Source organism: Actibacterium ureilyticum (assembly GCF_002285435.1).
Lineage (GTDB): Bacteria > Pseudomonadota > Alphaproteobacteria > Rhodobacterales > Rhodobacteraceae > Actibacterium_C > Actibacterium_C ureilyticum.
Genome location: NZ_NSBT01000040.1, coordinates 1 through 13,443, shown reverse-complemented (window position 1 = coordinate 13,443; position 13,443 = coordinate 1). Strand labels below are relative to the sequence as shown.

Annotated in this window: 10 protein-coding genes and 1 pseudogene; 6 read left to right on the top strand and 5 right to left on the bottom strand. The window is 56.8% G+C overall.

Going from position 1 to position 13,443, the window contains the following annotated elements:
• The 4 genes from CLM60_RS19975 to CLM60_RS19960 all read right to left on the bottom strand — a co-directional run.
• A partial coding sequence (locus CLM60_RS19975; protein WP_095590921.1) for a hypothetical protein occupies positions 1-834 on the bottom strand: 834 nt, incomplete at its 3' end.
• A gap of 236 nt (positions 835-1,070) precedes the next feature.
• Positions 1,071-1,724 (bottom strand): hypothetical protein, encoded by a 654-nt coding sequence (locus tag CLM60_RS19970; RefSeq protein WP_176473764.1) that lies wholly within the window; start codon positions 1,722-1,724, stop codon positions 1,071-1,073.
• Between the two features lie 168 nt (positions 1,725-1,892).
• On the bottom strand, positions 1,893-2,558 hold the full coding sequence (locus CLM60_RS19965) for a HEPN domain-containing protein (RefSeq protein WP_065267398.1): 666 nt from the start codon (positions 2,556-2,558) through the stop codon (positions 1,893-1,895).
• 24 nt (positions 2,559-2,582) lie between these two features.
• Positions 2,583-3,557 carry a helix-turn-helix transcriptional regulator gene (locus CLM60_RS19960; protein ID WP_095590920.1) on the bottom strand — a complete coding sequence of 325 codons (975 nt, stop codon included), beginning with the start codon at positions 3,555-3,557 and terminating at the stop codon, positions 2,583-2,585.
• A gap of 144 nt (positions 3,558-3,701) precedes the next feature.
• Here CLM60_RS19960 and CLM60_RS19955 point away from each other — a divergent pair, with 144 nt between their 5' ends.
• From CLM60_RS19955 to CLM60_RS19940, 4 genes are all read left to right on the top strand, one after another.
• Positions 3,702-3,980: a hypothetical protein gene (locus CLM60_RS19955; RefSeq protein ID WP_095590919.1), complete on the top strand. Its 279-nt coding sequence runs from the start codon at positions 3,702-3,704 to the stop codon at positions 3,978-3,980.
• Positions 3,981-4,136: 156 nt separating this feature from the next.
• Positions 4,137-7,421 (top strand): TM0106 family RecB-like putative nuclease, encoded by a 3,285-nt coding sequence (locus CLM60_RS19950; RefSeq protein WP_095590918.1) that lies wholly within the window; start codon positions 4,137-4,139, stop codon positions 7,419-7,421.
• 5 nt (positions 7,422-7,426) lie between these two features.
• Positions 7,427-10,948: an AAA family ATPase gene (locus CLM60_RS21260; RefSeq protein WP_245848542.1), complete on the top strand. Its 3,522-nt coding sequence runs from the start codon at positions 7,427-7,429 to the stop codon at positions 10,946-10,948.
• A complete protein-coding gene (locus tag CLM60_RS19940; RefSeq protein ID WP_095590917.1) occupies positions 10,948-12,255 on the top strand; it encodes an McrC family protein in 1,308 nt (435 codons plus the stop codon). The genes CLM60_RS21260 and CLM60_RS19940 overlap by 1 nt, the downstream gene beginning before the upstream one ends.
• Positions 12,256-12,292: 37 nt before the next feature.
• Here CLM60_RS19940 and CLM60_RS19935 read toward each other — a convergent pair whose 3' ends face one another.
• Positions 12,293-12,571: a hypothetical protein gene (locus CLM60_RS19935; protein ID WP_425427248.1), complete on the bottom strand. Its 279-nt coding sequence runs from the start codon at positions 12,569-12,571 to the stop codon at positions 12,293-12,295.
• Between the two features lie 194 nt (positions 12,572-12,765).
• On the opposite strand from CLM60_RS19935, the gene CLM60_RS19930 reads away from it, so the two are divergent.
• On the top strand, positions 12,766-13,092 hold the full coding sequence (locus CLM60_RS19930) for a hypothetical protein (protein WP_095590916.1): 327 nt from the start codon (positions 12,766-12,768) through the stop codon (positions 13,090-13,092).
• Positions 13,049-13,443 (top strand): annotated as a pseudogene (locus CLM60_RS21095) (lytic transglycosylase domain-containing protein); the annotation flags it as partial. The gene CLM60_RS19930 and the pseudogene CLM60_RS21095, both read left to right, overlap by 44 nt.

Sequence of the window (13,443 nt, the reverse complement as noted above, 5' to 3'; positions counted from 1 at the left end):
AATCTCGCCTGCCAGCACCGCTCGTCCGTGCACCGCCAAGGTTGCTGAAAACCTCTGGCACCCAAACCTGCGGATCACATCGAGTACCCGCGCTTCGTAGGCAGCGTGTCCGATCAAGCGACACAAGTCGGACGCGTGGAACTGGCGGTTCGCAGTAGGTGCGGCTTGCATCTGTCTCAGCAATTCGCGCTCTTTGGGGTCCGTTATTGGTCTCGCGGGCGGCTTGACCGCGGGACGAGATGGAGTTCCCGACGAATTCCGCCATCGGCGCATGAAGCCAAGCAGGAAGCCGGCCGGCACCTTCCCGTTGCCTCGGGACCGGTTGAAGGCGTGGAAGCGATCCCAGATGACCTGGGTGTCAACGTTCCAGCAGGGCAGCGTGGCCTTCGCTGCCTTGATGAGCTCTGCCCAACTGGTCTGAAAAACGTTCGAACTCGCGGTGATGTCGATCAGTCCTGAGAAGATAGTTTTGTTATTATTATCTCTAGATAGTGATGTGTCGCCTTCACCTGACACGAGATCATGGGTTTCACTCTCCTTGTCGAAGGCGGAAAACCGAAAGATCCAGGGCGCGAACTTGCCATTCGGCTTTGCCCGCTCGAGCTGCAACTCCGACGTCTCAAGTTCGCTCAAAAGAACCGAAAGATACTGCCGTGAGACACCCATCTTTTCCGCAAGGGCCGAGAGGGTGAAGGCTGCCGTTCCGCGCGCCAAACCGTTGTAGCCATCCTTCCAGGCGATGGCATCGAGGATAAGGGTGGCAAGCTTGTGCGCTGCAACAGAGAGATTTGTCTGCGTGATCCGTCGCAGGATCAGGCCGGTCGTAGGTTCCATGGTCGAGGTCTCCTTGGAGATCCGACGCCATGTCGTGAGACAACAACATTCTTGCCAGCAAAACAACTTTGCTGGTTGCGGGTGTCTTAGCCGTGCGCTAGGAAACTCTTGTTCACGGAGTTTTCTTGCACGGCGTCAGGCTTCACGGTCTGGCGTCGTCTCCTTTTCGGGGGTTTTGCACAGCCTTTCGTGCGGGGTTGTGATGACGCGCGCGGCAAGACCGCGAGCAGATTTTGTCAGTAGCGAACTTCTTCAGAACCATAGTTCCCGGCGTGATCACGCCAGTCGACGAAGACGGAGCGGTAGAAGTAGCTGCCACATCCATTCGGGATGCTCAGGCCAGATGCAGCCGGCACCTGGCCCACGTTGGATCTTGTCCATCGGTAATCGCCTTGCACGCCGTAGGACCCCAATCGCGTGGAGTCGCTGCGATTGCAGTCACCATCTCGGTTTTCGTGCTGGCGGTACTGAATGTGATAGACGCGAATGCTGCGCACGAAATCAAAGGCGTCGCCTGAGATGTCGATGTCGGCTTGTTCATCCGCCTGGACGCGAACAAGGGGTATCGGAGTCGATACCTGCGGTTCGGGCGGATCGCGAAACGTGATGTCATAAAGGCGTTCCATAGCCGACAACGGACTTGGTTCGTTGAACGACACACCCATCGGACACCGCCAGATTTGTAGGGGCGGCTCGATCGGCCATGGCGTGATCCGCCGAATGAAGACCGCTCTGGCATGGGCGCAGGGCGCGGAGGCAGGCCAGCCGCCCGCAAGGCAGAGGAGGATCGCACAGTCCACTTGATAGGCCTGAGCCGGCCCTGACGAGGCCATTAGTCCGGATATGCTTATTGCCGTGGCTGTGGCCACGCCGTGGATCACGTGCTTCATGATGCCGACTCCATCTATAATGGTGCAGCGATACGAAACAACATTACCGATAGCAAGGAGATTTGATTGCTAGGCAGAGCGAAAGGTCCCCGCTAGCGGTACCTTTGCCGGAAGAAGGTCTATGCACGTGCGAGGTTCTGCTGTTAGCTCAGCAGGAACTGCGCGCAGCTACGAGACTACGGGGTAGAAAGGACGCCCCCAGTCTCCGCTCGGGTTATCCATCATCAGGTCAACAAAAACTGGCATCAGGAATGCAAGGATTGCCGCTCCATCGCGCACTTGCGCGCGATTAACTCCGCCGTTCCAAGTCGAACCGCCGTGCACGAGCTGGTTGCGCAGAACGTACAGACGGTCAAAGACAAAACTCAAAACTCTCGCTGTGTCTCCAGCCTGGAAAGCCTGTCCGAAGGCTCGGGCCGAAGCATTGAAACGCTCCTGCCAATCATCGAAGCCTTCGATTCCGTTGTGGTGTTGCCAGAACGGGCTGAAGACGTAGTGGTTCTCCAGGAGAAGACGAACTGGACCAGAGAAGCGCTGCCAAACGGCCTTGTAGATCCGCCGATCAGCATCCAGCTGTGTCAGCCGACCAAAGAACTCAAGGAACGTAGCGCGTTCACCTAGCGGGATAGACTGGAATTCTCGTTCGTCGGCGTAGGCTGCATTGAATGCGATCCAAAGAAATATGAACCGCGCGTCATCGTCTTCTTCACAGGCCTCGGCACGACCGATCCAACTGATTGCACGGTGGACACGAAGGCCCATGGTTTCGGGAAATCCCGAGCGAATGGCCCTCTGTTTTTCCTTCAGTGCTTGGAACGTCAAGCTGTCGTTCATAAAAATTCTCCTCGAAAAATCAGGTCACGGCATCGCGGCAAAATCGGAGCGGCGATAGCCCTCGACCATGGCTCGCAACTCCGCCGGGGCGATGACTTCAACCTTGTCGCCCCATTGATACAGGTGCCAAACCATCTCAAGCCAGCCCGCTGCATGGAAACGGACGATAAGACTGCCATCTGGCTGGTGTTCCAATGTCTGTCTTGGATGAAACTGAAAGCCGGCTGCACGAGCGGCTGCGTCTGGCCTGAAGCGCCAGACCACTTCCCCGAATTGCGCCGGATCTTGCCAGACCCCAAAGGCGTGGGCTGCATAATCTGCAATGGTGAAGCCGTCCTGGAGCTTGAAGCTTTCATTCAAGGTTTCTGCTTCGTGTATAAGATCAATGCGGAAGTTTCGGACCTCATCTGCCTTTGCTGGGTCACGCGCGGCAAGATATGTCCTGTGCCCCAGCAATACCCCATGCGGCTCCAAGATGCGTTTCTTCGTGTCCTGACTGTAGCGCACGCGTAACCGAAAGGGTCCGCGCAGCGCCTCGATAATTGCGTCAAGAATGTCGGGAGCGACACTGACACGGGGGCCGGGTCGTGTGACTTGGCCCATGGCCATCAGGACAGCCTCTGCATCCGCTTCGATGCGAGCTCGAGCCGGCACTCTTGCCAACATACCATCTCGAAGGTCCGCCAAGGCCTTTGCATGCCGCAGCCTGCCTTCTGCTTCGGCTGAACGAGCAGCGATCTCCAGTGCTTCGGCGCCAGTTTCATGCCGAAGTTGTAGCCGTGAGAGTCCAGTGTCGCGTAAGCACCAGCGTCGCTTCCGGTCCTCACCGTCTTCAGCCACGACATTTCCGAAGGTGGCCACCAACGCATCGGTCATACGCTGAGCAGTGCGATGAGAAACTGAAAACTCGTCACAGATGTCTTCGAGACTGACCCCGCTGCGGCGCGCGGCGGCCATCTGAGCAAGACGAATGAGATCTTGGGCCTTGGAAAAGGACATGGGCTGCTCTGGACCTGTCAGTTTTTGACACCCTTGCAGGCTATTTGTGTCATTGCGTCCTGTCGAGCCGATTCCGGTAAGGGTGATCACGGTGCGAGTTGAGAGGCTCGTCAGGCGCAGCAGAACACAGAGAGGGAAAAAACGATGCGTGGACGTGTGATCAAAATTGAACGGATTTGCTCTCGTGCCGGGGTGATTGAAGAGCCGGTAATCACCAGCAAAGGGTATCAGTTGGCGGACCCGGCGCATGGAAAGAACAAGCACCATGCTGAATTCGCAGTTTATGCCATTACGCTGGATGATGCGGCAAACTTAATCGCCAAAGGGTTCTCACTCTGGATGGGAGCAAAGGGCAAGCGCGCTTCCCTTATTGCGCCCAAAAGTCTTCGGATTGTTCGGGGCCAGGACGGCTTCGCCGCATAGCAGTGTCCGCAGCGCGTCGTCGGCTGTAAAGCGTCAAGAATCAAATGTTTGCCAAGCACGACAGATATTGACACCCACCGATGTTATTGAAGAAGCTGCAAGCTAACGAGACGTTTCCGCTCCGAGGGTTGCGCTCATTGATGATTGCTGGAACCCATGCGGAAAATTGACAACAAAATCCTTTTTTCGGCGACTGACTTGATGCGGTTCATGGGATGTACCCATGCGACCGCCCTCGACTTATTGCGCCTTAGAGGCGAAGGGCCCACCCCGGGAGAAGACACAGAAGACGCCGCACTTCTGCAGAAGCAAGGAGATGCGCACGAGCTGGCGCATCTCGAACGTTTGAAGGCCGCGGGCAACAAAGTCGTGGAGATCGAACGGGGAAACATCGTCCAAGATTCCGAAACGACACGCGCGGCACTGCAAAGCGGTGCCGAGGTCGTCTTCCAAGGTGCATTTCTGTCCGGGAACTGGGGTGGATGGTCGGATTTTCTTTTGCGGGTGGATACGCCCTCGGCGCTTGGACCATTCAGTTACGAAGTGGCCGACACCAAACTGAAACGCCGACCGCATCCCAAGCATGTTCTGCAGCTCGTGCTCTACTCAGACCTTCTGACCGAAATTCAGGGTGTGCCTCCCGTGTTTGCGCATGTTGAACTCGGGACAGGTGAGCGTGCAACGCTGCGGCTGGCAGATTACGCACATTACGCTCGAGCGGCCCGTGCGCGGCTTGAGGCTTTCGTGGCGGAACCGGCTGCCACGCGGCCTGTGCCTTGCGCCGACTGCGGCCTGTGTCGTTGGGGAGATCACTGTGCCGATGTATGGGCGAAGGAGGACAGCCTCTTCAATGTGGCGAATGTCACGAAGGGCCAGGTCAAGAAGCTTGAAGCAGCTGGTATCAAGACCATGGCGGAGCTGGCGGCGCTCGCCCAACCAGTACGCGGCATGTCCGAGAACACTCGCTTGCGACTGGTCACGCAGGCGCGTCTGCAGCATGACCGGAAGACTGGCGGACCAACGTTCGAATTGAGGGCGCCTGAACCTGGCAAAGGCTTTGCCCTGCTGCCAGAACCAAAGCCTGGCGACGTCTTCTATGACATCGAAGGAGATCCACACTTCGAAGGCGGACTGGAATACCTGCACGGGCTCTGGTTTGACGGGCAATTTCTAGCGTTCTGGGCGCATGATCACAGGGCCGAGGCCCAAGCTTTGAGCGATTTATTGGCATTCTTCCGCGCAAGGCTGGAAGAGTATCCTAAAGCGCGCATCTATCACTATGCCCCTTATGAAATCACGGCTCTCAAGCGGCTGACGACCAAATATGGAATCGGCGAAGCCTTTCTCGATCGGCTTCTACGCGAGCGCCGTTTTGTCGATCTGTTCGCCGTCGTGCGTGGAGGACTGATTGGTTCGGAGCCAAACTATTCGATCAAGTCGATGGAAGCTTTTTACGACCGAAAGCGCGACGGAGAGGTCAAAACAGCGGGTGGTTCGGTCGTAGCATACGAAAGATGGCGCGAGATCGGCGATCAACACATCCTTGATGAAATCGAGGACTACAACCGTATTGACTGCATCTCGACCGAAGAGTTGCGAGACTGGCTGGTTGGCATCCGCCCGGCAGGACCGTGGCCATCGATTGGCCAAGACGCGGCTCCAAAAGAAGCTGAGGAAGACGGAGAGACAAGGGCGCTCCGCGAGCGGATTGCCGCTTCTGCTTTGCCGGATGAGCGGCAGGATCTACTGTTCAATCTGGGTCTTTTTCACAGGCGCGAGGTCAAACCTGCCCAATGGGCCGTTTTTGACAGTGCCGCGAAAGACGAAGATGACCTCATCGACGATTTGGACGCCCTAGCTGGGCTGGAAGCGATTTCCGCTGTCGAGCCGGTAAAGCGTTCGTTTGCACGCCGCTACCGCTTTCCAGTGCAAGAGACAAAACTGCGGCCAGGAAAGAAAGCCACCGTTCCTGTTTTCGATGGCGCCCCGGTCTCTGTCAATATCGAGGAGATGGACCGGAGAAGACGCGAGATTACGGTCAAGGTCGGACCGGGAAAAGGTCACATTTTGGAGGATCGCCTCTCTCTCCACCCCGATTGGCCGCTTGATACCAAGGTCATCGCAGCGGCTCTGCAGGACGTCATCGCCGATCAATGCACGGTCAAGTCCTACCGGGCCGTAGATGATCTTCTATGCAGAGCGGCGCCGCGGCTGACTACTGGGGCGCTGTCGCCGGTTGAGGACCCAGTCATAGGCACGATTGATGCCGTCGGCGCGATGGATCAAACGGTATTGCCTATTCAGGGCCCCCCGGGCACGGGCAAAACGTTCGTCACTGCCCGCGCGATCCTGTCTCTTGTCCGAAAAGGCGCGCGCGTAGGTGTCACATCGAACAGCCACGAGGCCATCCGCAACGTATTGATGGGGTGCCTAGGTGCGCTTGAAGACGAAGATCTGCCGATCACGCTGGATCTGGTTCACAAGGTTTCCGGGTCCGACGATGGCTACCCAGACGATTGTCCAATTCAACGCACTACAGATAACGCCGAAGCCGCAAGTGGCGGTCATGTCGTGGGCGGAACTGCTTTCTTTTTTGCGCGGGAAGAGAATGTGCAGGCATACGACTGGCTGTTCGTTGATGAGGCGGGGCAGGTTGGCTTGGCCAACATGGCTGCCATGGGGCGCTCTGCAAAAAACATCGTGCTGGTTGGCGATCCGAGACAGCTTCCGCAAGTGATCCAAGGGGCACACCCTGAACCCGCAAATCTTTCCTGCCTGGACTGGATGCTGGGCGATCACGCAACAATTCCGCCTGACAGAGGGATTTTCCTTCCCGTCACGCGCCGGATGCATCCCGACGTCTGCCGTTTCATCTCCGATCAGGTCTACGAAGGTCGTTTGATCAGTCACGCAGATACGGTCCGCCAAGGCGTATCGGGAACCAGTTTCCCCAATGCGGGCGCCTTTTGGGTACCCGTGAACCATGAAGGCAATGCGCAGATCGCTTCCGAAGAGGTTGCCGCAATTCAGGACACGATTGACAACCTTCTGACGGGCACCTGGACTGAAAAAGACGGCACTGAGCGACCCATGCGCCGGTCTGACATCATCGTTGTGGCCCCCTACAACGCTCAGGTGAATGCCCTCCAAGATGCACTTCCCGATGACATTCGGGTCGGGACGGTCGACAAGTTTCAGGGGCAGGAAGCACCTGTATGCCTTGTCTCAATGACGGCATCTTCTGCCGAAGAGACATCACGAGGCATGGAGTTTCTGTTTTCGCTCAACCGTATCAATGTGGCGGTGTCGCGTGCCAAGGGCCTGGCCTTGGTCTTCGGCTCACCGCGCTTGCGCGAGGCCAAGTGCGATACCGTGGAACAAATGCAGCTGATCAACACGCTATGCGCGCTGAAAAGCTATCAACCAGAATCAACGAGATAGGGAAAATGGACTGGAGCAGTTTCACAAACCGCATCTCCGAACTTGAAACAAAGCGAAAGCCCTCGGCTAATCGCCGTGCAGTGTTTGAAGTCATTCGGAACTCGAAACTGCGGCCAAACCCGGATTACGATGCAAGCCTCTATCTTGGCCCACTGATCGATCCGCAGGGTCGGCCGCTCTGTCTCGAGTATACGAACGATCGCCCAAACCTCTGGTTTCACGAGAGTCATGTGCCTGCGCTGCGCGATGCCGGCCTGGAACCCAGCAGGAAGCCGCCGTCCGGAAGCGACAATGAAGGTCGCCACAGCGGGCTCAAGTCGAAAGGTTTTCAAGACATAGACGCTTGGAAGCTTGGTGACCTCGATCCCGATAGGGCGCGCGCAGCTCTGACCGCTCTTGGCTTTGCGGGAGACTTTCAGCTCGACCCGACTGCCGTGAAGCGCTGGATAGAGCGTCTGCAACACTTCTTTCCAAGCCTCGATCGCTTCGATCGCCCGGATCCAGATTTTGATGAAGCTGAACGAAACTACAAACTGGCAACGATCAACAAGCTGCGCCCGGCCCTGGAAAGCGCAGGCGATGACAGCTCGATTACAGAAGCCGTTTTCACCGCCGCGACTGACTCTAACAACCTTTTGGATTGGCGCACGAGCGAACCTCTAAGCTCAAAGAGCAACGCTGATCACGGGCTTCTCGATCCCGCCGTTGCGTCGCTTGTACGTGCTGCACTTAGATCACCGGAAGAACATGCGGCGGCGCTCGACATCTTCGCAGGCATTTGGAAAGAGGCCGTGCCGAAAGGCACGGAAGACGCGGCGAGGCAGATCGGTGAGTTCATTTTCTTTCATCTATGGCCAGATCAGGCAGTCTACATCCGGCATACGGTTCGGCAGGATCTATGGCGCGAAGCAGTGGGAACACCATTCCCGAAGCATTCAACGCTTGCCGAGACCTACGCGGATGAGATGCGCTTTATGAAGGCAGTACGTCACGCATTCGAAGAGCGCGGCCTCGCACCTCGAGATATGATCGACGTTCAAAGTGCGCTTTGGGTCGTCCATAACTATGCGATGGCGGAAGGCGCAAAAGGCCACGCACTCGATCGAGCCCAGATTGAAGCCGCGATGGACGCATACGACAGCTACCGTGCGAACGGAGCTCATAGCGATATCTTTGGTGCCTTCGGTGAGCCACGCGACTATTGGGTCCGGTCATCGCGTGAGCGCGGAAACCGCGTTTATCCGACCAAACCGCTAATTGGCTTCATTCTCGGCAAGACAGAACTAAACGGTGGCTGGGGACAGAAGGCGGATGCTGCTGCGCGTCTTCACAACGCCGGTTACATCATCGTCGACCAAAACGATCAACCCACCGAGCGCCCTGAGCGGTACGAACACCTAATGGAAGGTGCCGACCGGATCAGGCTCTGCGCCCTGAACTATTTCATCGAACCTGCCCGGGAAAAGTCGGCTAGGGAGGTCTCCATCCGCGCAGGAGACCTTTCTGCGGCAATCGGGTTGAAAGACGCGTTCCCGAACATCTGCCAGGCACTTGGCGGTGAAAAATTCCAGAAACTTGCGCAAGTACCACCGCCCACGAGCACCGAACCAAATCCAAGCAGTTCGACCGTTTTCACCTATACGCTAAATTCCCAACCGGAGGCGGACACCGTGACCGACACAAAAAAAGCGCCCTCGCCATCCGCCGTAAACTTGATCCTCTATGGCCCGCCGGGCACGGGCAAGACCTATCAGACTGCATGGGAAGCCGTCCGGCTCTGTTTGGGAGAGCAGGTCGCATCTGGTCTGGAAGGGCGCGACCAACGATCCACCCTGATGCGCACGTACCGCGAACTCGTGAGCGAGGGACGGATTGAATTTGTGACATTTCACCAATCGATGTCGTACGAGGAATTTATCGAAGGGCTGCGGCCGACCACAGGAAATGGCAACATGGAAGGGCCGGAACCGATCGCAGGCAGCTCCGGCTTTCGCCTTGAATGTCATGACGGCATTTTCAAACGCATTTGCGAAGCGGCGCGCCTAGATCCGGGCACAACCGGACAAGCTCAGCTCTTGGATCGAAGAGAGGGACTCTTCAAGCTCAGCCTCATTGGCACAGATTGGAGGGATCAACTTTCTGCGGCCGTTCGTAACAACAAGATTTTTTGGGGATTTGGCGCAGGGATCGATTGGTCGGGGCCTGAGTATGAGGATTTTCAGGCAGTCAAATCTCAATGGCTCGAAAGCAACCCTGGAACAGACGGACGCGCGGCCGATATTAGCGGCACTTGGTACTTCAGAGGTGCTGCTGAACCAGGGAGCTACGTTCTCCTAACTGTCGGGAAGAACTTGGCAGTCGCTCTGGGAAGGATCGTCGGGGATTATGAATTCGATGAGACATCTACCGGTGCACAGCACAGTCGTCGCGTAGAATGGATTTGGAGCGACGAAAACGGAGCGAAACGGTCCGACTTTTACCCGCAAAACTTCAGCGCCTTTCAACCGATGTATCAGCTTGCCGCAGATCGCATCGACTGGGACGCTTTGGAGGCAATTGCGTTCGATGAAACCGAACCTTTTGAGCGCAAGAGACACGATAGCACATCAACACCCTTATTTACTGTGGGAACCATGCCGCCTGTGCGTGAAGGAACTTTCCGTCACATTGCACAACATGTCGCAACGCGCCTTGCGGACGAGAAACCGGATGGCTTCTCCTTGGAACAATATCGTGAAGCTCTCGTCCAGGAAGGAATGAAAACCGGGGTTGAGCCGACCGGGGGTTGGGAAGACCACAACATGCCTAGCTGGGCTAGTCACCCGGATCAATCCTGGCTGGTTCCAGTTGATCAGAAGAGCAAGCAACATGGTAATCGCATTCCAGCCGCCGGATCTGAAAGCTATGTCCTCATCATCGACGAGATCAACCGGGCGAACATCTCGAAGGTCTTCGGCGAGCTGATCACGCTTCTCGAGCCCGACAAGCGGCTCGGGATGGACAACGAGATCCGCCTCACGCTTCCCTATTCCAAGAAGTCCTTTGGCGTGCCTCAGAACCTCCATGTCATCGGTACGATGAACACGGCCGATCGCTCCATCGCGCTGTTGGACACAGCGCTACGCCGCCGGTTTTCTTTCAAGGAACTGATGCCCGACCCTTCAGTTTTGTCGGACAACGTTGATGGGGTCGATCTGCAAAAGCTGCTGTCTACGATCAACGAGCGAATTGAGTATCTGTTCGACCGGGAGCATCAAATCGGGCACGCGTACTTCACAGGCTGCCAGACGCGGGCGGATATTGAGAGCGTCATGCGAGACAAGGTGATCCCGCTTCTGGCTGAGTATTTCTATGAGGACTGGTCCAAGGTTGCAGCTGTTCTTGGCGACTCTACTCACGGTCCCGCCCGCTTCCTCGATGCCAAACAAATTGCGGTACCCGGAGGCATGACTGAAGACGACTTTTCTAGCGAAAAACTGCGGTGGACGGTCAAAGACAAATTCGACTTCTCGGAGTTTGCGGCCTGATGCCGGCCTTCACCCTGCGCGAATGGGAAACGTTGCCCCACGGCGAAGGGGACGGCTGCATTCCCGATCATTTTGCCGAGCGTCTCGCGGCGCTCGCCAGAGCATCGACCTTTGCAGGAAGGGGTGGAGGCGGAGTGCTTGAGGATCGGCGCCATGAACTGCGGGCGCGTGGCGTTGTCGGGGTCCTGGCAACCGATGGCTGCAGCCTTGAAATTCTTCCCAAGATCGATGTCGAAGGGCAAGGAGGCGAAGCAAGAAAGAATGCTGCCATTCGCAAACGTCTTGTTCACATGCTCGCAGTCGCACTGGACCTAAAAATCGAGACAGGCCAGATCACAGAGCTTGACTGGCAGCGCGAAACGCTTCTGGAAATTCTCATCCGCATTTTCTGCAGCAAGCTGACCGATGCCGTTCGTCGCGGCATGCCGCGGCGATATATTGTCCAAGAGGATGACCTTGCAGCGTTGCGCGGGACGCTCAATCTGCCTCGTCAATTTACTCGTCACGCAGCGAACCCCTCACGGCTCGCTTGCAAATTTGATGAGCTGTCAGAAGACATCGCTCTGAACCGCATCATGAAAGCAACGGTCGCACATCTCTCCAGAATGTCGCGCAGTCCCGCCAATCAACAGCGTTTGCGCGAATTGGCTTTCGTCTACGCCGATATATCCGAAGTCGCTGTTCCTGCGCTGAAATGGAATGAGGTCATCATCGACCGGACAAACCGGGCGTGGCAGGAATTGTTCGGGATGGCGCAACTTTTTCTGCGTAATCGGTACCAAACGACGAGTGCCGGGGTGGGGCGGGGGACTGCACTCCTCTTTGAGATGAACGCACTTTTTGAGGAATATGTCGGCCGACTGATCACACGCGCTTTGGCACGCACGGACTATCGGGTCTCTCTACAAGGCGGGAGACTATTCTGCCTGACATCGCTCGATGATGACCGCGCTGTGTTCCAGACGAAACCCGATATCCTGATCTGGCGTGCGGGGCAGGTTGTCCATGTGATCGACACGAAGTGGAAGCGGATTTCCTCCCGTATTGATGATCGAAAACAAGGAGTGTCCCAAGGCGACGTCTATCAGATGATGGCCTATGCGCACCTGTACAAAGCACCACGACTGACGCTGCTCTATCCGCATCACCAAGATCTTTCAGGATCGGAAGGTCTTCAGGCCCAGTTTCGGATATCAGGTCAGGAGACGATCATCGAGACGGCGAGTGTGGATGTCGCCGTTGGTGACGACATGATCGCCCGCTTGAAAAACATCATTGCGTTGGAGACTGACGTAGCGTTGGTCTAACGGTTGATTTCTACTGGCGGCACAAACCCGTAGTCGCTTACTCGAGAGCATTCAGGAACCTGGCGTAGTCATCACTGACCTCCCTCGCCTCAACAAAGGCGCGAGCGCGCTCGGCGTCGAGACAACGGAAGTAGTCCTGCACATCGGCAATGTAGGTCTCGAAATCGCTTCTGATCAGATCGGCGTAGGCACGCATGTCTTCTTGCGACTGAGGCAAGAACGGTCGTTCGGGAGGTACGCAATCTGCTGCCGCGGCTATCGGCATGCTTCCAAGCAGGAACGCGAACAGCAACGGTGCGTTGCGCGCAATAAACAAGCGCAGGGCAAAACTCCTTTGCCGCCTTTAAGATTATCATTCTGTCGGCTATCACCGTTATCGGAGCAAGGCGAACTTCGTCAACACGTTATTATTGTCTTGCTATCATTAATGTTGTTTTGTATCGCTCACGGTGTTGCGACCCCGTGGGCCTGATACTGCACCCAGGCAGAACAAGGACCCAAGGGAAGGCCATGATAGAAGAAGCCCCGAATGTGGTTACAGAAGGCGGACTGCGCGGCTTGCTCGCCGAGGGCTACCTCATTGAGGTGGTCTGCAAGGAGAGAGCAGAGAAGCGCCATAACAGTTGGTACGGCTCGTGGGTCATCCGCGCCGTCGCCACTGATGGGCGTGACGATAAGATGCTCGTCACCAGCCGAAGCGTCCTCAAGCTCCGCGACTTCAAAACCATCGTTGGCCTTGTCAGTTTCTTGGCCGACATGGGCTGTACGACCGCTAGCATCCCACTTGAAGAAGGTGGCCGCGAGCGCCACGCCGCGCCTCCGGTCAAAGGCAGCTGACCGCGCGACTGCGCTCGTCGTTGCTTTGGGTACAGGCGTTTGTTCCGCGCCCCCGGCCCTGGCCGACGGTTTCATCTTTTCGGTTGGCCCAGACGGCCAATTGATTTCCTCTTCTCAAGAGGCAAACGGGCGCCTTTTTCTCTTCGCAGAACCTCGCGTTCCTGACGCAACGAGCGAGACAGCGATCCCGGCTCGATCCGCCGCCCGCGCCACCCCAGAAATCCTCCATGCGATCGAGACCACGGCTCTGCGGTATGCCGGGCATGGTGCGCTGCGTCGCGCAGGGCTTTCAGTCACTGATTGGGCGCTCCTTTACCGGGCCAATATCGAAGTCGAGAGCGCATACAATCC